Consider the following 23,570-nt stretch of genomic DNA (forward strand, 5'->3'; position numbering starts at 1 on the left):
CATCAACGTATTTTATATTTTTCACAAAGAGCATTAATCTGGTCTGCAAACCGAGCAAGATCCTTGTTGGCCCCGCCCCGGTTCTGCTCAATCACAGCCTGCAGATTTCTGCCCGCTGTCTTCAACCGCTCATATACAGTATTCGCCCGCTCTGTCTTGTATTTCTTTTTGTCACATAGTCTGCGGGTTCCAAACCGGTTTTGATAAACTTCCTCACCCAGTTCATAACCATCACCGGAATAGGGCGCAATGGCCGGTGTATGCAAATTTTCTTCTATCACTTCAGCAAACTGATCACAAACCGCATCATGTCCATGATTGACAAACACGCACTTTGGCTTCTGGGGCATAGCTTCCAGCCAATGAAGCAACATATCCCGATCAGCATGCCCACTGATTCCCTCCATGGTTTCAATCCGGGCGCTAATATGAATTTCCTCACCAAACAAACGAATATCCTTAGCCCCATCCACAATCTTTCTACCAAGGGTCCCTTCTGCCTGATATCCCACAAATAACACTGTGCATTCCGGTCTCCATAAATTATGTTTCAAATGATGCCGAATCCGCCCTGCTTCACACATTCCACTGGCTGACAAAATTATTTTGGGTGTTTTATCCATATTAATGGCACAAGATTCATCCGTAGTAACTGCCAGTTTTAAATCTGGAAAACGAATAGGATCAACCCCCTTTTCGATCAGCTCCAGCGTTTCATCATCAAAATATTCCATCAGTCTCTGGTTACTGTATATGGCGGTTGCTTCTACCGCAAGAGGACTGTCCACCCAAACCGGGAAATGTGCATGTCCCCGAATTCGGTTTTCTTCCTTAATGACCCGGAGCAGATACAAAAGTTCTTGGGTTCTTCCCACCGCAAAGGATGGAATGACCACATTGCCACCCCGGTCAAAGGTACTCTGTATCACCTCAGTCAGCTGTGCCGCGTAATCTGGCCGAGGCCCATGAATACGGGTACCGTAAGTAGATTCAATCACAACATAGTCCACCGCCGGCGGCATCTGAGGATCCCGAATAAGAGGGCGGTTCACATTTCCCAAATCCCCCGAAAACAGCAAGGTTCTATCCGCTCCATCCTCTGTAATACAAATCTCTATACTGGCGCTTCCCAACAAGTGCCCTGCATCGATAAATCGAATAGAAATACCCTCAAAAATATCATATACCTCTCCATACCGGCAAGGCTGAAACAGCTCCAACGCCTTCTGTGCATCCTCTATGGTATAAAGCGGCTCCACAAATTCCTTGGCACTACGCAAATTTTTCCGATTGCGCCACTGTGCCTCAGATTCCTGAATATGGGCTGAGTCAAGCAGCATAATACTGCATAATTCATGAGTAGCCTCGGTGGTATAAACTGGTGCGGCAAATCCGTTTGCTGTCATATATGGAATCCGACCGGAATGATCTATATGTGCGTGGGTCAACAGTAAAGCATCAATTTCGCCCGGCGCAACTGGAATCTCCACATTTTCATAAACATTTTCCCCTTGTTCCATACCGCAGTCAATCAAAATTCTCTTTCCGCAGGCTTCTAGAAAGGTACAGGAACCCGTTACCTCGTGCGCTGCACCAACAAAATATAAATTCATGTCCATCCTCCTTTGCTCGCTTCACTCATAAGAAATGATCGAATGTCCCTTTATCGGACAGGATTGCCGCAAATCCTTTTGAAAATCAACGGCGGCACACTTGGCATTTTCTCATCTATCTGTACACTACGGCTAAGTAAAGTCTTTGCTGCAGCAATCCGCTCCTGATCCTCCGCATACAATCGCATTACCACATCTCCACGGCGTACATAATCCCCTCGCCGAGCTGTCAAATAAATTCCCGCCGCCGGGTCTATCTTATCCATCTTCATATTCCGTCCAGCGCCGAGCAAGACCGATGCTCTGCCCACCATCAGTGCATCGGGGCCGACCATATATCCATCCTCTTTTGCCAAGATTTCCGTCTGGCATGCCGCCGGGGAAAATAAGGATGTATTTTCCAAATATTTTGTCTCGCCGCCTTGCGCTGCAACCGCTTGCAAAAGCTTTTCCATAGCCGCGCCTGAGGTCAGCATTTTTTCCGCCGTGTTCCTTGCCTCATCCTGCGGTAGTCCAAGCCCCAGATGTATCATTTCCGACGCCAGCGCAAGGGAAAGGCTGGTTAATCTTTCTTCTCCTCTGCCGCAAAGCACCTCCATAGCTTCTATGACTTCCAGGCGGTTACCTACCATGGTTCCAAGCGGCGTACTCATATCCGTAATCAACGCGGTGACACGCCGCCGGCAAGCCGTCGCAATTGACACCATCTGCTTTGCCAGTTCTTCCGCTTCTTGTGGCGTCTCCATAAACGCGCCGCTTCCGCATTTGACATCCAGCACCAAGTTTTTTGCTCCAGCCGCCAGCTTTTTACTCATAATTGAAGCCGCAATGAGCGGCAAACTGTCCACCGTACCAGTCACATCTCTTAGCGCATAAAGCTTCTTATCACAAGGTACCATCTCCCCTGTTTGTCCCGCTAGCACCAAACCAATGGTTTTTGCCTGCCCATAAAATGCATCCGTACGCAAGGCTGAAGAAAATCCTGGAATAGATTCCAACTTATCAACTGTCCCTCCAGTAAAACCTAGACCCCGGCCGCTCATTTTCGCAACAACACACCCAGCTGCGGCAGCAATAGGCGCCGCAATTAAGGTAGTTTTGTCTCCCACACCGCCAGAAGAATGTTTATCTACCGTTGTTTCTCCGAAAGAGGAAAGGTCTATTTGATCTCCGCTATCAGCCATAGCCTGGGTAAACTGTGCTGTTTCCTCTGACGTCATTCCTTGAAACCATATTGCCATAGAAAAAGCTGCCGCCTGATAATCGGGAATCTGATCTTTAATATATCCCTGTACAAAATACTCCAGTTCCTCCTGGCTTAAAGCGCCGCCTCTCTTCTTCTTTTCAATCAAATCCACCATCCGCATGGCTGCTTCACATTCCTTTCTGTTCCAGTTTAAATGCCATGGGCAGCAGTTCTTTTAAAGAAAAGCTCCGTATGTCTTGACCACGGCAAAGCAGAACACGAAAATCCGGCGCACAAAATTCGCTCATCACTTGACGGCAAATTCCACATGGTGGACAAAAATCATCACCGCCCGCTATTGCAATAGCCTCAAAGACCGTTTCCCCCGCTAGTATCGCCTGAAAAAAAGCAGTCCGCTCCGCACAAACTGATGCACCGTAAGATGCGTTTTCGATATTCGCGCCAATATAAATCCTACCGGTCGCTGTCAGCAATGCTGCTCCCACCCGAAAGCCAGAGTAAGGGGCATAGCTATGCTCCGATGCCTGTCTTGCCGCGCTTATCAGCTTTTCCTCTGTTACCATGGGTATCACCGCCTTTCTATTTATATTATACCATTTTACACTACAATTTTCAATCATCATTTAACGACGCCAAAAACGCCTGCCAATCTACCTCCGACATCGTTCCGGGACAATCCTTTCCACTAGCATCCCGATGCCGCACCACATGATCTATATCAATATGCAGTTCTTTCATTAACTTTTTTGTCAGCTGTCTGGCATTTTCCACTGCCGCAGCATAATTCCCGTCTCGATTCACACAGATTTCAATTCCCACACTGTTCCGATTATTAATTTTTGCTTTTGCACCACCATCGCCGCAGTGCCATGTGTAATAATGATAATAATCATTAATTTGAAGCGCCTGTATGTCATCTACAAAAAAATCCGCACTGGAGCCCCGGTCACCACCACTAAAATAAATGTAATGGCTTTGGGCATCAGCCCCAACACCACGGTTTGCTGTATCATGAATCACCAAATAAGATATGGTATATGGCGTACGGAGACAGCGAGTGCGGTTATAAGGAATTTGAAGGCCCTTATATCCTATCGGCGCAGCCAAATAACGGGTAAATAAAAAAACAGCAAGAAACAGCAACACCGCTCCTAAAAACAGTTTGCGTTTCCGCCGTCTGCGCCACCGGTGCCTCTGTTTTCTGTTCCGAAAAGTCGGCTCATACCATTGTGAATTCAAAGATTCCTGCTCTGTTTCTATGTACCGCATCTCTTTATCTCCTTTTATAATATGAAACAGAATAACACAGATTTCTTAATAAAACATAAAGTTTTTGTAAAGATTTGTAATAGTTTGACGAAGATAGCAATAGACATTTGCTGTCTTTTGTTGTATAATTATTTTTATGAAACGAAAGAAAAGCGAAATCAAAATGATTATCAATAAACTTATACAGAAAGGGTGCTTTCATGAACCAGCCTTCTTTTCACCGCACTCGGCTTGCCTGCTGGACGGTTAACCTTTCCATGTCCGTTGTTGCAATGCTGCCACCTTTATTATTTACAGCATTTTATCAATTATATCAGATTTCCTATTTTCAGTTGGGCGCATTGGTACTGATCAATTTCTGTACACAATTGCTCATTGATTTATTGTTGTCTTTTTATGGCCATAAATACAATTTAACAAAAACAATAAAGCTGATTCCTGTGCTCACCGCCGCGGGGCTGCTTCTTTACGCCGTGCTCCCCACAGTGTTTCCCAACACTGCCTATGGCGGTTTGGTGATCGGAACTATATTCTTTTCTGCCTCCGGCGGGCTTGCAGAGGTATTAATCAGCCCTATTATCGCAGCTATTCCTTCGGATAATCCAGAACGTGAAATGAGTCGTCTTCACGCAGTTTATGCCTGGGGTGTAGTGGGCGTTGTCATCATTAGCACCTGTTTTCTCCAGAAATTTGGGAAAGCTTCCTGGCCATGGCTGACTGGATTCTGGACACTGCTTCCGGTAATCGCGGCCGTTCTTTTTTCCCGCGCTCCCATTCCGGATATGCAAACACCACAAAAAACTTCCCAGGTTTTTCGGCTTCTGTTCAGCAGGGATTTTTTACTTTGTTTTTTTTGCATATTTTCCGGAGGTGCCAGCGAATGCATCATGTCTCAATGGGCTTCCAGTTATTTGGAGCAGGCATTCCTTCTGCCAAAGGTTTGGGGCGACCTTTTAGGCGTTGCCCTGTTTGCTGTCATGCTTGGCATTGGGCGCAGTGCTTATGCAAAATACGGAAAAAATCTCAGCAAAACGCTTATGTTTAGTGCCACAGGAGCACTGCTATGTTATCTATCCGCCGCCTTGACCAACCACCCACTGCTCGCTCTTGCCGCTTGTGCGCTTACAGGTCTATTTACTGCCATGCTGTGGCCCGGCAGTCTTTTAACTGCTTCCGGCCGTTTCCCGGCCTCTGGGGTTGCTGTATTTGCTTTAATGGCGGCTGGTGGTGATTTGGGTGCAGCCGCAGGTCCCCAGCTTTTAGGAGCGATTGTGGATTTTCTTCTGCAAAATCCCGCTGTTTCTACCTTCGCTGAAAGCTGGAAGCTTTCCGCTTTACAGTTTTCCATGAAAGCCGGCCTGCTATTCTGTTCCATCTTTCCTCTGACAGCAGTCTGCTTTTTTACCACCGCAAAACGACGATTTACAGAAAATCCGCAATGATACGCCAGGTTTCCTTCAGTCTATCTTCCGTCCAAGCCGCATTAGCCGGGCTGGTAGATGGCAAACAAATGGCTTGCCGTCCGGTAAGCGGCTGGATATACTTGCGGTAATACTTTTCCGCCGTGCGGCCGTTGACAAATACAGCACGAATTTGGGCTCCGGTTAAAATCGGGCTCAAATCATTAGGCACCACGTTTTTGATGCTACTGTCCGCACTGCCCTCTATTTCGCAGGCAGCAAGCACATCCCATAATGCTATACCATGTTGATACAAAAAATCTTTCTTATCCTCAATGGTATTGGGAACTTCTGCGTCAAGCACACCCGCCAGAACCCGCCAAAACCGGTTTTGCGGATGGCCGTAAAAAAAGTTCTGCTGGCGGGATTTGACCGATGGAAAACTGCCCAAGATCAATATTTTAGAATCGCCGCGGTACAACGGCGGAAATGGATGTTTCATCATCACACTCACCTCTATTTTAAGCTATTTTCATCATAGCACATTTCGCCTGCAAAAGCAACGTTTAGCAATCTTGACGGCTTTTCTGTTTTGTGGTATGATACCGCTGAATCTTAATACAAATGAGGAATTTTTATGAAAATCAAATCTTTGCTTCGGCAAGATCCGGTTTTGGTAATTGCTCTGCTTCTAGCGGTTGTTTCCATGTTTTTTGTTTCGCCAGATACCGAATACGCCGCCTATATTGACTACCGTACCCTTTGTATTCTTTTCTGCCTTATGGCAGTCATTGAAGGCATAAAACAGCTGGGAATTTTCCGCCGGCTTGCAGAATTACTTCTTGCTCATGCAAAAACCATGCGGGATCTGAGTTTGTATATGTGCAGCTTGTGTTTCTTTAGCTCTATGGTAATCACCAACGATGTAGCACTTTTGACCTTTGTTCCCTTTACCATCACTACACTACAACTTTCTGGAAATTCGCGGCGGCTAATTCCTTTAATTACCATGGAAACCGTTGCAGCTAATCTGGGGAGCATGCTGACACCTATCGGCAATCCCCAGAATCTATACCTGTTTTCCGCATTTTCCATGGAACCCGCTGTATTTTTTCGAAGTATTTTTCCCTATGCTGCCCTGTCTTTTCTGATGATTCTACTTTCGGTCCTATTTCTAGGACAAGAACCAGCAGAAACACAAACCGAACCGTTCAAACTCTCCTTTACCGGGAAAAAAGCGAAAATGCTCTGTATCAGCTACATTATTTTTCTGCTTCTATCCCTGCTGACTGTCTTTCGCATTCTACCCTGCTGGATCGTTCTTGTTCTGCTGATCCCGTTCCTTTTAGCGGCAGACCGGCACATCCTGCGCTCTATAGATTACAGTCTACTCTTTACCTTTGCATTTTTATTTATTTTTATCGGAAATCTGGGCAGAATTCCCGCCGTCAGCTCCCTGCTCGGGCAAATGGTAACCGGTCGGGAGGTTCCAATTGGCATCCTTTCCAGCCAATTTCTTTCCAACGTTCCCGCTGCCATTTTGCTCTCTGGTTTTACCCAAAATGCACCTCAACTGCTGATCGGTGTTAATCTAGGCGGGCTGGGGACCTTAATAGCCTCCATGGCCAGCCTGATTTCTTTTAAATTTCTAATGCGCCAAAAGGTTCCAGCTGGGAAATACCTTTTGTTTTTTACCGCTGTCAATCTCCTTTTTCTGATTTGCAATCTTCTTCTTTGGTTTCTGCTATGTCTGTTTTAAAAAACTCGGTGCTTTTGAAAAAGCAGCCGGGTTTTACTAATCATCGAAGCCAGGATTTTTTCTGCGTTCCTCACATAATTCCATATACTCCGTCGGTGTCATTCCCATGAGCTTTTTAAAAACCTGTGCAAAATAGCTCGCATGATTAAATCCGCTTTCTGCGGCAATTTCCGAAACATGTCTCTTTCCGTTCTCTATCAGTATGCCTGCCCTTCGAATTCGAAAGGTATTCAAATATACCTGAAATTTCACTCCAAAATTTTTCTTAAATAAACGGCAGAAATAGCTGCTATTATATTGAAAGTACTCCGCTGCCTCTTTGGAAGTAATATCGAACTGATAGTTCTGCCGAATAAACTGATAAACCTCAGCTGCAAATCCGCCGTCTACGTGTTCTCCTAATGCAAGCGCAAGACCCATTTGCTCTATCTCCGCCAGGAGCAGATACAGCTCCCCAACAGCTTTTAAAACCCATGCCGGCTCATTTTTTTCAAAAGCCGTGCAAAAAGCTACTATATGCCCAGCAACAGAAGGCACCTCTTGACAGTAAGAACAAAACCGTCGCCGTCCTGCCGTATACTCCTCCAGCAGAAAATCCTTTTCTCTCCGCAGCAACGCTCCCATATCAAAGTCAATACAGTAATAACAAAGCCGCTGTCCGCTTTGCACCATACCATAATGCAATTCATAGGGATTGATCAGAAAAACCGCTCCGGAATCAAAGCTGTATCTTTGTCCGCTAATCCAAAATTCACCCTTCCCATGCTTAATATAGAGCATTTCAACATCACCATGATAATGTGCATGGGTAAAAATACCACCATCTTTTTCCAGCTGTTTTGGTTCTTTTTCTGCATAAAACCCCACTGCCGCAATCCCGCGGGGCTGTGCGATATAACTGTCATTAAACATATCTTCTTGCCCCCTTTTATTCTTCCTTCTGTATCATATCCAAGATGCAGACAAAAGTCAATAAAAAGTCAAAATTGTTATAGTAAATAGTTCTTTTTTTTATTGCTTTTTATGCTTTTTTCTTTTACGCTTTGAGTATAAGAAAAACTTTGAAAGGATGAAAACGATGAACCAGAATACACCTGAATTTCAAATTATATATGGAAAATATGAAGGTTTGGAAAAAAAGGCTGCAGAAATCATTGCAGAAGCTGTTGCCCCCTATCTACCGTATTCCCTCACCGCAAGCCCGGCCGATACAGTTACCGAACAACATCTGGCAGACATTCAGCCTATTTTCGTGGGGACAGCTGCATCCAATCCCTATATTGCCACTCTTCTCCGCAGAGAATTTCTCCAACCCGCCCCGGGGCCGGAAGGTTATTCCATTCGGGTTTTACCGAATCCATTTTGTCCCAAAAACCAGGCCATAATCATTATGGGGTTTGACGATCACGGAACACTTTATGGTGCCTTGGACTTTCAGGCCTATTATCTTCCAGAAGCAGAAAACAACCACCTACACACCACCTATTTTGACCCTATCTTTACAGAAAAACCGCTTCCCGATTATGCATCAATTTCCGTTCCAGAAATCAAATTCCGAGGGCTCTGGAGCTGGGGGCATATGATCTATGATTACAAAAAATATCTGGAACACATGATGCGTCTGAAAATGAATACCATGATCATCTGGAATGATTTTGTGCCAGTAAATATACGAGAAATTATTGATTATGCCCATAGCTGTGGCATCCGCATGATTGCAGGATACGCCTGGGGTTGGGAAACTGCCGTTTCGGATCATATGGATATTTCAAACCCGAAATTTTTAATGCAACTCCAAGAGCATATCTGCCAGGAATTTAAAAAAAATTACCAGAGTCTTAATCTTGACGGCATTTATTTCCAATCCTTTACTGAAACCAGCCAGGAAACACGCAACGGCGTATCTATTGCTGAGACCGTTGTACCCTTTGTTAATGCAGTCAGCCGACGCTTATCTGCGTATTGCGAAAACATGCCTCTCTATTTTGGTTTACATGCCACCAGTGTCTTTGACAAGCTGGAAATTATAAAACAAATAGATCCCGAAATCTGCATTGTCTGGGAAGACTGCGGAGCCTTTCCCTATGCCTATCTCCCCAGCCAAACCGCAGACTATGAAAAAACGCTGGCCTTTACTGACCAAATTACCATCCTTCGAGGAAAAAGCGAAAAGTTTGGTGCTGTTTTAAAAGGATTAACCTGTCTGGATTGGGATCATTTCCGCCACCAAAGCGGCCCATATATCATGGGTCACAGCGCGGAAGCCTTCATCCGACAACGTGCAATCGAAAAAGAACAAATATGGCGTTTTACCACTGCGTTCTGGCTTGAAAACCTCTGCCTTGCCAAAGAAACCATACAAAGAATTTTTCAAAACACTAAGGGGCATACCATGATTACCGCCTTACTGGAAGACGGCCTGCTGGAAGCCTATATTCCCTTGCCGGCAGCATTAATGGGAGAACTGCTGTGGAACAGCAGCCAGCCAACATCCATTCTTCTCCGGCGTATAGCTTTGAGAAAAGATATAAGATTTTCCTAAAATAATGTGTTCTTTTAAGGAAGAAAATAAAATGCAACTGTGTTTTCGTTTCTGAGACTTTGGCACTGCATACAGGCTGAAAGCCCTTATGTAGATATTCTGAAAAAAACAGGTGTACTATTATCGTTTTCAAAGATAATGAAACTTTTATAAACACCCAGCGTCCGCTTCCTTCTCTCACCTTTTTCTGCGCTGTATCATATATTGTAAACGGTGATACTTATGAATAATCCAAATGCTGCATCAACTGCAATCCATGCTCTGGCTGTATCCATTGCCCAACACCTGCGCGACGATGACCTAGTGCTTTGCGCCGCTCTATTGACACAGCTTGCAGACACCTTGGCATCTATCGCCGCCTGCCGTGCACATATCAACGAAAATAATTCCCGAGAGACGCCTTTCTCTGGTTGACTTTCTTTTTTTCTATGCTACAATAGAAATTAAGAAATATTTAAGAAAAATATGATATGCTCTGTTTAAATAACAGGAGGAATATACTATGCGTATCTTATTAGTAGAAGACGAACAACACCTTTCAGAAGCCGTCGCCTATATTCTGAAAAAAAACCATTACACGGTAGATACCGTTTATGACGGTCAAAGCGGTCTGGATTATGCCCAAACAGGTATTTATGATCTTATTATCTTAGACATTATGCTGCCAGTTATGGACGGTATTCAAGTACTTCAAACACTGCGCCGCTCCCATCTTGATACTCCAGTTCTTCTGCTCAGTGCCAAAAGCGAGATACAAGACAAAGTACAAGGGCTAGACAGCGGTGCAGATGATTATCTTGCAAAGCCTTTTAGTACCGATGAACTTCTTGCCCGTATCCGCGCTCTCACCCGCAGAAAAGGGGAAATTGCCGCGGATAATAATCTTACATTCGGTGACATTACCTTAATTCCCTCTACTATGACTTTATCCAGGGGCAACCTATCGGTCAATCTGACACAAAAGGAATTTCAAGTTCTGGAACATTTGATTCGGCGCGGAAACATGATTTCCCCCAAAGAACAGATTATTGAGAAGCTCTGGGGCTTTGACTCTGATGCAGAAGCCAATCATGTAGAAGTTTATGTTTCTTTTTTGCGGAAGAAACTAAATTTTGTTAAGTCAAATGTCACAATCCATGCGGTCCGCGGCGTAGGCTATGTATTAAAAGCCTAAGGGGGTATATTCATGTTTCAACGTCTTCGCAATAATTTTTTACTGCTGAATATGATTATTATTTCCGTTTTGCTGCTGGGTGCATTTTCCATGGTATACCTCTTTACATTGAATCAAATTCAGCGCAATATTGATATACGGCTTTCGCGAACATTGGAACCGGACAAGGATTTTCATCGGGACGCTGACCGAATCTCTGACAGAACCGATGCAATGGAGGATAACGCTCCACCTGACACACCTTCCGGAGCGCCACCGCAGGATACCGAAAACATTCCGGAAAACAGGCCCGGTCCACTGGCATTAGATTTTACCATTGAAACAGATTCTGAAGGAAATATTGAAAAAATAGACTCCATTTTTGATATTGACCAGCAGGTTTATGCAGATATTGCCGCCGCAGTATTTGAGGCAAAAAAAGACAACGGCGATTTGAAAGTGGAAGACGTTTACTGGGCTTACCGCCGTCAAAGTCTAAACTCCGGACGTTTTCGCATCGGGGTACTTGATATTTCCCAGGAGAAAAAAATGCTGCAAAACCTGATTTTCACTTTTACTGGTGTAGGTCTTCTGGCTCTGATCGTTATTTTTCTTATTAGCCGTTTTTTTGCCAACCGCGCTATTCGCCCCATCTCCGCAGCATGGGAAAAGCAAAACCAATTTATTGCCGATGCCTCACATGAATTAAAAACACCGCTGACTACCATTAATACTAATATTGACGTTTTGCTTTCACGCCCTGATTCAACAATTCAAGAAGAGCATAAATGGTTAGGCTATATCAAAACGGAAGCCGAAAGAATGACACGCCTTACCAATGACCTTTTGTACCTGGCCAGGCTGGATAATGATGAACATAAACTTCCCAGAATTTCATTTTCACTTAGCGAAGCAGTGCAAAGTATCCTGCTAACCATGGAGGCTGTCATTTTTGAAAAACAATGTACTTTAACTGAAGAAATTCAGGAGCACTTGCACATTATGGGAAATCCAGATCAAATTAAGCAACTGACAATGATTCTTTTGGACAACGCAATAAAATATACAGGAAAAGGCGGGCAAATTACGGTCTTGCTCCACCAAATAGATAAAAGAATTTTATTATCCATTTCCAATACAGGAACACCAATTGCTCCAGAAATACAAAAAAAAATATTCGACCGTTTTTACCGCGCCGATCCTTCCCGGGCCAGAAACAGCGGCGGTTATGGGCTGGGACTTGCCATCGCACAGGCGATTTGCCAGCAAAACAATGCGCATATCAATGTTTCCTGTCAAAATGGCATCAACACTTTCTCCGTGAGCTTTAACCGCTATACGTCTTGAAAAAGAGAACCGTCTCAAAATTTTATAAAAACAATGACCGGGTAATCCTTTTGGACTGCCCGGTTTACTTATACTGCTTTTCATGTTTCACACCCGTTCTCAGTTAAACTGAGAACGATACATGGCAGCATATACGCCACCTTTTTCAAGCAATTGAGCATGATTTCCCTGTTCTACAATTTCTCCCTGCTGCACCACAAGAATGGTATCTGCATTTTGAATAGTAGAAAGACGGTGGGCAATCACAAAACAAGTCTTTCCCCGCATCAAATTCCGCATGGCTTCCTGAATATAAATTTCTGTCCGTGTATCTACATTAGAGGTTGCTTCATCCAAAATCAGCATATTCGCATCCAGCAACATGGCACGGGCTATGGTAAGCAGCTGCTTCTGTCCCTGCGAAATATTCATGCCCTCCTCGCTCAGCACAGTATCATATTCCTCCGGCAGCCCCATAATATAATCATGAATCCTTGCAGCCTTGGCCGCACGGATAACATCTTCCCGGGAAGCATCTTTTTTTCCATATGCAATATTATCATAAACCGTTCCGTAAAACAGCCAAGTATCTTGCAAAACCATAGCATAAGATAGGCGCAAACTTTTACGAGTCAAATGCATAATATTATGCCCGTCTAGCATGATCCTGCCGCTGTTTGGGTCATAAAACCGCATTAAAAGATTGATAATCGTAGTTTTTCCCGCTCCAGTAGGCCCCACCACGGCAATCAAATTACCGCTCCGCGCCTGCAAATTAAGATCATGAATGATCACTTTATTCGGCTCATACCCAAAGCGAACATGTTCCATATCCACATTACCGCAGGGATCATAAATCGCAAAGGCATCTTCTGCATCTTTGGGTTCTGGTTCCTCATCAATCAGCCGAAACACCCGCTCCGCCGCAGCACATGCAGACTGCAGTTCGCTAATAATATTGGCCATCTCATTGATTGGACCCGAAAATTTCCGGGAATACAAGACAAACGAAGAAAGGTTCCCCAAAGAAATTGCATCAGCAAGATACAAAAGCGCGCCAAAAACACTGGTTAAAGCCAACGAAATATTATTGATAAAATTCACCGAAGGTCCTGTAACACTTCCATAATAGTCCGCATTATAATATGCATCAACGGCAATATTGTTCTTTTGATCAAATCGCCTCAGCATGGTACTTTCCTGATGATACACCTTAGTGGTTCTTTGCCCCGAAATCACCTCTTCCACAAACCCGTTCAGTTCCCCTAGCCGCACTGAGCGCAGATGAAATAGTGGACGAACTTTTTTTGTCCTATAACGGGTAAATAAAATGGAAACAGGAATCGTAACAGCAAATACCAGCACCATAACAGGCGAGATCAAAATCATCATCAAAAGAGAACCAATTACCGTAATGGCGCTCGTAGCAATCTGAAGCAGGTCATTGGACAAAGAGGCATTAATGGTATCAATATCATAGGAAATTCTACTAATGATATCCCCTGCCTGATGCGTATCAAAATATTTTACCGGAAGCTCCGTCAGCTTGTCAAACACATCTTTGCGCATACGAAACACAATTTTCTGACTAAACCGTATCATCAAAACTGACAGGATATAAGACAAACCGGAAGAGACAAGATAAAATACTGTCATTAAACCGCAATAAAAGAAAACACGTCTAAAATCTGTCCCACCCTGCACAGTTCCTATGGCATCAATGGCCCGGCCGGATAGCATAGGTCCCACTAATGCTAACAGATTACTGGAAACCGAAAGAATGACTGCCGCCAGCATCATCCATTTTTGGGCACAAAGATATGACCAAAGCCGTTTTAATACCTTTTTGCGGTCTTTTGGCTTTTCATTGGAGGTAAACTTAACAGGCAAATTCATCGCCTCCCATCTGAGATATACTGATTTCCCGATATAATTCACATTGCCGCATCAATTCTTCATGGGTACCATACCCGATCTCACATCCATTTTCCAAAACCAAGATATGATCTGCATGCCGTATCGAACTAATTCTTTGCGCAATGATAATGGTAGTTGTTTTTTGAAACTCTTCATTGACCGCCCGGCGCAGAAGAGCATCTGTACGGTAATCAAGCGCACTCGACGAATCATCAAGAATCAAGATTTGAGGTTTGCCTGCCAGTGCCCGCGCCACCAAAACTCTCTGTTTTTGTCCGCCGCTTAAATTGGTTCCCTTCGCAGTAAGCATATGCTCATACTTCTCTGGCAGTTCTTCAATAAATTCTTTGGCCTGTGCTTGCCTGCATGCCGTTTGAATCTCTTGCATGGATAGATTCCGTCCAAAGGAAATATTAGCGGCAATGGTATCTGCCATCAAAAAATCATGCTGAAACACCACACCGAACATGGTATGCAGTTCTTCCTGCGGGATAGCACTCACGGGACGTCCAGAAATCAGTATCTCTCCACTATCCGGATCATACAACCGCATCAACAGGGCCGCAATAGTACTTTTCCCACTGCCCGTTCCTCCGATAATTCCTAATGTTTCCCCCTTTTTCAACCGAAAACTAATATCTGTTAAATTATCTTTCTTTTTCCGATAAGAAAAGAAAACATGATCAAACACCACATGAAAATCCTGTTCCTTCCGGTTTTTTTCCCGCAAAGCCATATCCTCTTTTGCCGTCAAAACTTCACTGATTCTTGCAGCAGATGCACTGCCTTTGGAATACATCATAAACATACGCGAAATGGACAAAAGCGCATTCAAAATAATAGTAAAATATGTAAGAAAAGCAATGATTTTTCCTGGCTGGGTAAGTCCCGCGTTAACCCGGAAGGCGCCCACCACAATCACCAAGACCAGCCCCAGGTTTAAAAGCAGATTCATGAGCGGATTGCTCAAAGCCATTGTAATGCCAGATTTGGTTTCCCGCGCCACCACTTCCGCGTTGACACCATCAAAACGTTCTTTTTCATATTCCGTTTTAGATAAAGCTTTGATGACACGAATCCCCGAAATATTTTCCCGTACCGTCCGAACCATCATATCAATCCCCTGTTGCAACCGGGTATAAAGAGGGATTCCCTTTTTGGAAATGGCATAAATCGTAAATGCCATCAAAGGGAGCATGGCAATCAACACTAATGCTAGATACGGCTCAAGAGTCAACGTCATAATAATCCCACCAAGAAGCAAAATAGGCGCACGGATACCCAGACGCTGCATCATGCCTATCATTTGATGAATATTATAAGTGTCTGTTGTGAGCCGTGACTCAAGGGAAGGAATCGAAAATGCATCCACCTGCTGGCAGGAAAGATAAGCAATTTTTTCAAACAAAGCATGCCGCAGTTTCTGTGTCGTACGCTGTGCCACGCGGGACGCCATCCGGTTTGCAATAATATTCCCCAGCAAAGCGACTACCGAACAGATTAGCATTGCTCCGCCCCAAAGAAAAATAAGCGCCTTATTGCGCAGCGGAACCACATCATCGATCATATAAGACAAAATCCATGGCAACAGTAAATCCATCATGGTACCTATAAATTTAATTACCAATCCCACTGTCATGCGTGGCAAATATGGCTTTAAATACTGAAATACCGTTTTCAATTCTCCTGCACCTCCGCTTCTGTCAGTGCCCTGGCTTTCTGCATCACCCTTTTCATCAGAGAAAGCAGTATTTCCTGTTCTTCTTCCGTAAAATCCTCCAAAATTGCTTCATTCCATTCCTTTGACAACATACGCACCTGTGGGAAAACCGCACACGCCTTTTCTGTAGGGTAAATCTTCATGACTCTTCGATCTTCCTGACTGCTTTCCCGCCGAATAAATCCCTGCTGTTCCAGCGCACTTAACTGCCGGGTCACACTGCTTTTATGCACCATCAAATTTTTTGCAATTTGTTCCTGAGAAACGCCCGGATTTCGACAAATCTGAAAAATATAGGGATGCTGTCCGCCTCTAAGCCCACTGTCCGCCAATTTACTGCCACGGTAAAATACAATACAGCGTGATATAGCGTTAATATATTTCATCAATGATTCCATACTATCCTCCTGTGCATTTTAAATTAGTTGCAAGTGCAACTAATTTAAAGTATAAAGGAAGATTTCGCTGCTGTCAATGGGCAAATTAAAATTTTCATACAAAAAAATCCACCGTCTCTGCTTTTCAGCAGAAACCGTGGATTTCAATCAGACACATTTAAAGTGTCCTTTTAAATTGGAAGAAATGACAAACCAAAAAATTGGCGTGTTCTATGATAAACCATGTGATCATGGATTTATCCGTAATTAGTCAGCGATCTCAACTGTAATGGCGGCAGACTGGGGCGGAATGCTTCGAGTTGTTGCCGCACTGTGGGTACCGGAAATTTTCATTCCAACTTCCAGGTCATCAATCTTATAAATCCGCTTATCATTGCCTTTCGTAATCTGTGTTTTGTCAGAAATCACCAGACAAATTGCATCGTTATCTTCAAAAGGTACACCAACCGTTACTATATCTCCATCAATTGCGGTGATTTCACCTTCAAACGCCACCGATTCCAAAGTCTCCGCTTCTTCCTCGCTGCCCTCATCTTCAATATTTACGGTCAGGGCTACAGTCTGCGGTGGAATGCTCATAGTCATAGGTTCACTATGCGTACCGGAAATCACCATTCCAACCTCTAAATCCTCCAACTTATAAACCCGTTTGTCATTACCTTTTGTAATTTGAGTATCATTAGAAATTACCAAACGAAGGGCGTTATCGTCCTCAAAAGGTACACCGATGGTAACCAGGCCATTGTCAATGGAAGTAATCTCGCCTTTAAAGGTCAAGTCCATTTCCGGCTCCTCAGTTCCCTCTACATTTTCCACGGGCAAATTTTGGATATCAATAGTAACTGCAGTGGTCTGCGGTGGAATGCTCATCGTCATAGCCGGTGCGTATTCTATCGCCAGCACCATATCCTTTTTTATATCCTTGGCCGAAGCTTCCTGGCCTGCGCCAGTGATCTTGGTATTTTCATCGATCCGTACAATCACCTCGCCGAGGTAGCTGTCCGTTACCAACAGAGATCCGTCTTCCTGGACTTCAGAAACCGTAACAATACTTGGGTTTACAATTTTATAGCTGCCATCTTCATTTACGCTGTAATAGCCACCGATAATATCGGTAATAAAGGACAGCGGCACATAAGTCACGCTGTCATTGACCAGCGTAGGTGCTGCTCCCAAAGACTGTGGCGCTCTGCGGGAAAATGCATACGAATCTTGGTCAATCGACATTGTAATATATTGTGCACCTTTTCTCACCTCAATGGATTCATTTTCTCCATTCCAGGTCACCGTATATCCCAAACCCTCTGCTACTTCGCGCAGCGGGATCATGGTCACGCCATTGACATCCTGTACAACAACATTGTATAACGCTGCTCCATTCACTACTGCAGGAGCTTCTTCCGTCACGCTATCCTCTGGTACAGCAACAACATTTTCATCTACAGGTTCTGCGGCAAATACCGCACCACCGGTAAGCAGTCCCAACGCCGCAGCAGAAGCAATCCATCTTTTTGTGTTCTTTCTCATTGTTTTTTCCTCCTCAAATATATATTTCATTCATAACCTTATGTGTTTTTTGAGCTTTTTCAGCCGGCTCAATTAATTAGACCGCAGAAAGAAAAAAAAGTTCCAATGTTTTTAAAATTTTTAAAAAATTTTTTTAAAAAAGCATTGGTACTCTTTTCGATTCCGAATAATAATAACTTTCTCTGGCGTTTTTGCTATCATTTCCGCCAATCCTGGCCGATTGTTTTTCCGAAAAAACCATATATATTTTAAAAAATCAAGATCCATACGTTCCGGGCATCCGTCCCCCATATCTGACCTGGTCTTTCCGTAACCGAAAATAATTCGTTTTATTGCTCTTTCCATACAAAGATATCGGCTATAATCCAAAAAGATTACCGTATCCGCCTTTTCCAGCCGCTGTCTGATGGTTGCCCCATAATTACCATCTATAATCCAACGAGTCTGTTCCAGTGCTTTTTCAAGCTTTTCGGAAAACTCCTGGGCTGAGGATTCCACCCATCCCTCTTTCCAGTAAAGTTTGTCCAAATGAATAAGTGGTAGTTTTAACTTTTCGGCCAGCTTAACTGCCAACGTACTTTTTCCGCTTCCTGGACACCCGATAATCATAATTCTTTCCATTCCATCCCCTCCTTTACTGCTGCAGATGGTCAAACAGAATTTCCGTATTTTCATCACTGTATTCAATTTCTACCGAATACATTCGGGTTATCTCCGCAAATTCTGAAAACTGGAACGTCTCTCCTTGCTTTATCTGAGACAAATATAAATAATAAATGATAAACACACTCAATACCGAAAACGCAATTCTCTCCTGCCACCGTCCGTCATAACGTCCATCTGCCAGATGCCGAAAGAGAAAATAAACGGTAAGCTGTTCCAAGGCGATCATCAAACGCTGGTCAGTAATATCTGCAAAAGAAAAGTATGCAAATGTTTTGAGAGCCTCCAGCCGTTCTTTCCACTCTGATTCCAGCCGTTCCAAACTCAAAAAGATTTCCGCCCACTGCCGAGGCGATTTATGTGGAAAATTCGTACCGCTTTCCCGAAGTAGCCTGGAAAGACGTACGGAAAAAGGTTTTGACCTTTCCTGCACAATGTCTATCATTTTCTGCCGGAAACGAAAAAAAACTTCCTCCTCCGCCGGACAAAACGGATCTAGCATATCCATATCTTGTTGTATTAGCGTAAATTTTCCAGATTGTGTCAATATCAGCCGTACGGCTTCTTCACAGCAGAGCCCAAGCCCTTCTTCGGTACGGGAATCAAAAAAATTCCGAAACCGCGGGTGATCTCTGCATATACTACAAAGCCCCTTTTCTCCTAAATTTAAAATAATATCACATAGATTCCGCTCATTCAAAAACGGACATCTATCTTCTGGTGTCAAAACAAAATGTGGTACACCCTCGCTGTCAGAAATATTGTCCCGGAGTTTCCTCCCAAATTTTCCTGAAATATTTTGATAAAAATCATAAGTTTGCACATCAATATCGATTTCCCAACCGATACAGCAATTATGCCGGCATTTTTCTGCAATGCATTGGAACGCATGATAGTAACTGGGTACATAAGTGGTCATAATCCGCTTCCGCCTTTCTCTTTTTGATCTTTCCAGTACCACCATTTCAATTTTTGCGGATCAGGACATTCATGTTCTGCAAAATAAACCGCTAGACGAAAAACATATAACTGGCAGCGATCCTCCTGATAGCCTTTACGCAGACAATCCTTTAAATAAAGTTCCTCTGGATCCTTTCCCTTTAGATCCGCAACACAGTGTATCCCAATATTTTGTAAATCCTGTGCAATATTCTTCCCTACACCAGGGATTTCCATCAAATCACTTTTCTTCAATGTTACCACCTCATTCTTTTCAGCAGTATACCACAAAAATATCGGAATTGCAAACACACAACCTTTTTGGCGACCATAATATAACCTTTTATAAAAATTTCCAATTTCCAGCCTTTTTCCCGTTGCCAACCCATTTCGGTTATGCTATACTAAGGTAAGATTTTCTAATTCCAATATAAGATTACAGCAAAAAAGAGGTGTTTTTCATGGGTTTTGCCATTTTGATATGCTTTCTGTTCTGCGTTGGTTTTGTACTGCTGAACCAGCAGCTAATCACCAAAACAGAAACCGCTCATGCATTACCGTCTTCGACAGACCGGACATGGGATATCTGGGACTATTCTTATTGGTCTGCTTTTATTGTCTTCCTGATTCTCCGGCTTGTTATTGCCATGATAACTGACGGCCATCCTACCGATATGTCCTGCTGGACGGCATGGGGCCAGCGGCTTTCCCAAACAGGAACTTCCGCATTCTATGCACCTGATTATTTCTGCGATTACCCTCCTGGATATCTTTATATCCTGGGCCTTTTGTCACGGTTTGCCCAAGTCTTCCATCTTTCTTCCCAGGGGACGGCCTTTTTAAATAAGCTTCCAGCCATAGCATGTGACCTTTGGCTGTTCTCCTTGCTGTTTCAACTGGGCCGCCGTTTTATGAACGGAAAAGCCGCTCTGATCCTGTCCTCGCTATACCTTTTATCCCCTCTCTTTATTCTGGATTCTGCGGTTTGGGGTCAAATCGAGTCTGTCCTGCTTCTTTTGCTGGTGCTTTCACTGATCCGGCTTTATGAAAAAAAATATGTTTCTTCTATTCTACTCTATGTGCTTGCAGTACTGGTAAAACCACAGGGTCTGATTCTTGCACCGGTTTACCTATTTGCTCTTTTGGAAACCAAAAGCATCAAAACATTTTTGTCCTCTGCCGTGGGCGGTCTGGTTTTATTCTGGGCACTTACCATGCCATTTTCTTCCGCCTGGCAAGAATATGCTGGTTTTCAAGCGTTTTTTCATGCGCTGAATCCAGTATGGATTATTCAAAAATACCTTGCTACCTTGTCTTCCTACCCTTACTTTTCAGTAAACGCCTTTAATGTTTATGCGCTTTTGGGATTAAACTGGGCCTCTTTAGATATATCCGGTTATGAATTTCTGCTTTCCTTCCTCAATAGCCTCATTATAGTACTTGCTGTTTTGGGTGCCATGTATATCTTTTTTAAAGTGAAAAACCAAGGTTGCCGGCTTTGTCTAAGCGCCTATTTTCTCTTTGCGTTCCTATTTACTTTTGCCTTTAAAATGCATGAACGTTATATTGTACTTCCGGTCTTTTTTTTACTACTTGCCTTTTTGTTTTCCAAAAACAGAAAGATACTGTATCTTTTTACCGGTTTCACCGTGGTCGGCTTCTTAAATCTTTATTACGTTCTTCAATTAGCCACAACAACCGAAGCAGCTCCCGCCTACAGCATCACTGCTCTCATTTCTTTTGGAGAAGTATGCCTATTCCTGCTCAGCTTGATTGTAATCTATCGCGATTACATAAAAGCGGCAGGCACGGCAGAAGAAAATGAACAACGGCATACCGCCCATGTACCTCTGACTGTCCGGCTGGAAAACAACCGCCACTTAAGCAAAATCATGCTGATGCTTACAGGAAAAAACGAACCTCGCCAAGAGAAAATGGTTCGGCTTGACTATCTTCTGCTCTGCGGCATTGTGCTGGTTTATTCCATCATTGCCTTTGTCAATCTGGGCGATATCAAAGCACCGCAGACTTATTATAAGCCCTCCTCAGCCGGAGATACCTTTACCATTACCCTGGAAAACCTTGAAACTCTAACTGAAATCGACTATTACTGCGGCATTGGTGATGTAGACACCAATCCAGGTATTTCGTTTTCCTATTCCCTAGACGGTAGCAACTGGACCGATCTACCCGAAACTGCCTGCAAATTAAATAGTGTCTTTTGCTGGGAGGTACAGACACTGGAACCCATTCAGGCAAAATATCTGCGCGGCATCAGTGAATCAGAGGATTATATGCTTTTTGAGCTTGGCCTGCGCACGCAAAACGGTACGCTTGCCTCCATTGCTGACATCAACGGTACCTCCGATGCAAATTACAAGGCCATGGCTGATGAACAGGATTGTGTAACCAATGCCCCCTCTTATAAAAACAGCACCTATTTTGATGAAATTTATCACCCCCGCACGGCCTACGAACATTTGCACCTAATGCCATACTATGAAACTACACATCCGCCCTTAGGCAAACTAATGATGTCAGTTGGCATCATGCTGTTTGGCATGTCACCTTTCGGTTGGCGATGCATTGGTACGCTGTTCGGCGTTCTAATGCTTCCAGTATTTTACCTGTTTTTAAAGCGAATGTTTGGAAGAACCCGCTATTCCGTTATAGGAACACTACTGTTTGCATTTGATTTCATGCATTTCTCTCTGACCCGTATTGGAACCATCGACTCTTATCCCGTATTCTTTATTCTGGGCATGTACTACTTTATGTACCGCTTTGGCGTATCGGCTTTAACCTGGGGACGCGGACAAAAAGTTTCCTATAAAAAAATGCTCGGTTTCCTTGCTCTTTCCGGTCTTTGCATGGGGTTGGGCTGTGCCTCTAAATGGACTGCCGTATATGCCTCAGTTGGACTTGCAGTCATATTCTTCTGCATTATGTTTCTGACTGCACGGGAAGGAAAACAACATTCGCTTCATCTGCGCTTTGGCGCCTTTTTCACAAAAACCTGCCTCTGGTGCCTGTTGTTTTTTATTGTCATACCGGCTGTCATCTATACCATGGCATACCTTCCAATTTCCATGGTGGATGGATACGGAAACGCCATACAGGCCATGCTAAAAAATCAGGCTTATATGCTGGACTATCACTCTACATTAGGAGGAACACATCCTTATTCCTCTCAATGGTACACCTGGCCTTTTGTTTACAAACCCATGTGGGCATATCAGGCGCCAGAAACCAGCATTGCACCCGATCAGATTGGCTGTATCTCCATTTTTCAGAATCCACTGCTAAGCTGGATGGGAATCGCAGCTTTTTTCTATTCCTTATATATTGGATGGAAAAAACGCGACAAAAGGGTGTTATTTCTGCTGATTGGACTTTTAGCACAGTATCTTCCCTGGATGTTTGTCAAACGCTATGCGCTGCAATATCACTTTTTTGCCACCCTTCCTTTCCTGATTTTTTTCGTGATGTACGCATTTCAGGATCTGGAAAAACGCATTCCCCGTTTTGGATATACCACGGCGGCTCTAACGGCAGCCTGTCTGATTTTATTTATACAGTTTTATCCCGTCATTTCCGGTTTACCCGTTTCCCGTTTCTATGCGGAAACCATACTGACCTGGTTCCCTTCCTGGGTATTTTTTATCTAAAAAAATATATAGGCGGAAACTTTCATACCGTTTCCGCCTCAGACTGTCGAAAAAGTCGTTATACCGCAAGCGGAATGAAAAATAAGATACCTTTCTTTTTCATCAAAACTTAAACTTTTGCGAGTCATGACCACCGGCCGTGCCGGTGGCTTGCACTGCCCCCTTAGGGCGTTATGCTGGCCGAGCCTATAGGCTCGTCGAAAGGTCTGCCAACCGCACCTTTTTCACCAGCTTGCCCCTAAAGGGGCATTTTTATTTGCTTCCTTCTACTGGCTCACCCGTGAACGGGTCTATATACTCTTTCATACTTATTTGGTCTGTTGCTATATCTTCCTGTAGTTGACTCCGTATATATTGTTCTATTGCCCTTTTGTTTCTTCCTACTGTATCAACATAATATCCTCGACACCAAAAATGTCGATTCCCATATTTGTATTTCATATTTGCATACTTCTCATAGATCATTAAG

At 43.7% G+C, this 23,570-nt stretch carries 21 protein-coding genes; 7 read left to right on the forward strand and 14 right to left on the reverse strand.

The genetic code is table 11. The features are described 5' to 3' along the window. Positions 1–2: 2 nt before the first annotated feature. The 4 genes from INF28_RS03180 to INF28_RS03195 are packed head-to-tail and all read right to left on the reverse strand — an operon-like array spanning position 3 to position 4,089. A complete protein-coding gene (locus INF28_RS03180; protein ID WP_226392019.1) occupies positions 3–1,613 on the reverse strand; it encodes an MBL fold metallo-hydrolase RNA specificity domain-containing protein in 1,611 nt (536 codons plus the stop codon). 50 nt (positions 1,614–1,663) lie between these two features. After that, the gene (locus INF28_RS03185) at positions 1,664–2,980 is read right to left on the reverse strand and encodes a thymidine phosphorylase (RefSeq protein ID WP_226392020.1); all 1,317 of its coding nucleotides are present in this window, start codon (positions 2,978–2,980) and stop codon (positions 1,664–1,666) included. 7 nt (positions 2,981–2,987) lie between these two features. Next, positions 2,988–3,443: a cytidine deaminase gene (gene cdd / locus INF28_RS03190; protein ID WP_318961708.1), complete on the reverse strand. Its 456-nt coding sequence runs from the start codon at positions 3,441–3,443 to the stop codon at positions 2,988–2,990. Then, positions 3,433–4,089 carry a peptidoglycan recognition protein family protein gene (locus INF28_RS03195; RefSeq protein WP_226392021.1) on the reverse strand — a complete coding sequence of 219 codons (657 nt, stop codon included), beginning with the start codon at positions 4,087–4,089 and terminating at the stop codon, positions 3,433–3,435. The genes cdd and INF28_RS03195 overlap by 11 nt, the downstream gene beginning before the upstream one ends. 200 nt (positions 4,090–4,289) lie before the next feature. Here INF28_RS03195 and INF28_RS03200 point away from each other — a divergent pair, with 200 nt between their 5' ends. Next, positions 4,290–5,531: an MFS transporter gene (locus INF28_RS03200; protein WP_226392022.1), complete on the forward strand. Its 1,242-nt coding sequence runs from the start codon at positions 4,290–4,292 to the stop codon at positions 5,529–5,531. Here INF28_RS03200 and INF28_RS03205 read toward each other — a convergent pair. Then, a complete protein-coding gene (locus tag INF28_RS03205) occupies positions 5,512–5,994 on the reverse strand; it encodes a DNA-deoxyinosine glycosylase (RefSeq protein ID WP_226392023.1) in 483 nt (160 codons plus the stop codon). The genes INF28_RS03200 and INF28_RS03205 overlap by 20 nt on opposite strands. A 132-nt stretch (positions 5,995–6,126) precedes the next feature. Here INF28_RS03205 and INF28_RS03210 point away from each other — a divergent pair, with 132 nt between their 5' ends. Next, positions 6,127–7,248 carry an SLC13 family permease gene (locus tag INF28_RS03210; protein ID WP_226392024.1) on the forward strand — a complete coding sequence of 374 codons (1,122 nt, stop codon included), beginning with the start codon at positions 6,127–6,129 and terminating at the stop codon, positions 7,246–7,248. A gap of 36 nt (positions 7,249–7,284) precedes the next feature. Here the strand turns inward: INF28_RS03210 and INF28_RS03215 are convergent, their stop codons facing one another. Beyond that, entirely contained in the window at positions 7,285–8,160 is an 876-nt protein-coding gene (locus INF28_RS03215) for a helix-turn-helix transcriptional regulator (protein WP_226392025.1), read from the reverse strand. A gap of 166 nt (positions 8,161–8,326) precedes the next feature. Here INF28_RS03215 and INF28_RS03220 point away from each other — a divergent pair, with 166 nt between their 5' ends. The 4 genes from INF28_RS03220 to INF28_RS03235 all read left to right on the forward strand — a co-directional run bounded on the left by INF28_RS03220 (position 8,327) and on the right by INF28_RS03235 (position 12,290). Then, the gene (locus INF28_RS03220; protein ID WP_226392026.1) at positions 8,327–9,790 is read left to right on the forward strand and encodes a hypothetical protein; all 1,464 of its coding nucleotides are present in this window, start codon (positions 8,327–8,329) and stop codon (positions 9,788–9,790) included. A 222-nt stretch (positions 9,791–10,012) separates the two neighbouring features. After that, positions 10,013–10,204, forward strand: coding sequence for a DUF6774 domain-containing protein (locus INF28_RS03225; RefSeq protein ID WP_318961711.1), 192 nt, complete (start codon positions 10,013–10,015; stop codon positions 10,202–10,204). A gap of 88 nt (positions 10,205–10,292) precedes the next feature. Then, entirely contained in the window at positions 10,293–10,964 is a 672-nt protein-coding gene (locus INF28_RS03230) for a response regulator transcription factor (protein ID WP_226392028.1), read from the forward strand. Between the two features lie 12 nt (positions 10,965–10,976). Further along, a complete protein-coding gene (locus INF28_RS03235) occupies positions 10,977–12,290 on the forward strand; it encodes a sensor histidine kinase (RefSeq protein ID WP_226392029.1) in 1,314 nt (437 codons plus the stop codon). 99 nt (positions 12,291–12,389) lie between these two features. Here INF28_RS03235 and INF28_RS03240 read toward each other — a convergent pair whose 3' ends face one another. The 7 genes from INF28_RS03240 to INF28_RS03270 all read right to left on the reverse strand — a co-directional run bounded on the left by INF28_RS03240 (position 12,390) and on the right by INF28_RS03270 (position 19,688). After that, positions 12,390–14,159 carry an ABC transporter ATP-binding protein gene (locus INF28_RS03240; RefSeq protein WP_226392030.1) on the reverse strand — a complete coding sequence of 590 codons (1,770 nt, stop codon included), beginning with the start codon at positions 14,157–14,159 and terminating at the stop codon, positions 12,390–12,392. Continuing rightward, positions 14,149–15,867 carry an ABC transporter ATP-binding protein gene (locus INF28_RS03245; protein ID WP_226392031.1) on the reverse strand — a complete coding sequence of 573 codons (1,719 nt, stop codon included), beginning with the start codon at positions 15,865–15,867 and terminating at the stop codon, positions 14,149–14,151. Before INF28_RS03245 ends, INF28_RS03240 begins: the two co-directional genes overlap by 11 nt. Beyond that, positions 15,864–16,304 (reverse strand): MarR family winged helix-turn-helix transcriptional regulator, encoded by a 441-nt coding sequence (locus tag INF28_RS03250; RefSeq protein WP_226392032.1) that lies wholly within the window; start codon positions 16,302–16,304, stop codon positions 15,864–15,866. The genes INF28_RS03245 and INF28_RS03250 overlap by 4 nt, the downstream gene beginning before the upstream one ends. A 246-nt stretch (positions 16,305–16,550) precedes the next feature. After that, positions 16,551–17,831: a copper amine oxidase N-terminal domain-containing protein gene (locus INF28_RS03255; RefSeq protein WP_226392033.1), complete on the reverse strand. Its 1,281-nt coding sequence runs from the start codon at positions 17,829–17,831 to the stop codon at positions 16,551–16,553. Positions 17,832–17,951: 120 nt separating this feature from the next. Then, positions 17,952–18,452: an AAA family ATPase gene (locus tag INF28_RS03260; protein WP_226392034.1), complete on the reverse strand. Its 501-nt coding sequence runs from the start codon at positions 18,450–18,452 to the stop codon at positions 17,952–17,954. A 13-nt stretch (positions 18,453–18,465) separates the two neighbouring features. Then, the gene (fliB, locus tag INF28_RS03265; protein WP_226392035.1) at positions 18,466–19,413 is read right to left on the reverse strand and encodes a flagellin lysine-N-methylase; all 948 of its coding nucleotides are present in this window, start codon (positions 19,411–19,413) and stop codon (positions 18,466–18,468) included. Next, positions 19,410–19,688 (reverse strand): helix-hairpin-helix domain-containing protein, encoded by a 279-nt coding sequence (locus tag INF28_RS03270; protein ID WP_404815133.1) that lies wholly within the window; start codon positions 19,686–19,688, stop codon positions 19,410–19,412. Before INF28_RS03270 ends, fliB begins: the two co-directional genes overlap by 4 nt. A gap of 206 nt (positions 19,689–19,894) precedes the next feature. Between INF28_RS03270 and INF28_RS03275 the strand changes: the two genes are divergently transcribed. After that, positions 19,895–23,101: a glycosyltransferase family 39 protein gene (locus tag INF28_RS03275; RefSeq protein ID WP_226392036.1), complete on the forward strand. Its 3,207-nt coding sequence runs from the start codon at positions 19,895–19,897 to the stop codon at positions 23,099–23,101. A gap of 252 nt (positions 23,102–23,353) precedes the next feature. Here INF28_RS03275 and INF28_RS03280 read toward each other — a convergent pair. Beyond that, positions 23,354–23,570: transposase (locus tag INF28_RS03280; protein ID WP_226392037.1), on the reverse strand; the 217-nt coding region annotated here is incomplete at its 5' end.

It is taken from the genome of Ructibacterium gallinarum (assembly GCF_014982785.1).
GTDB classification, from domain to species: Bacteria; Bacillota; Clostridia; order Monoglobales; family Monoglobaceae; genus Ructibacterium; species Ructibacterium gallinarum.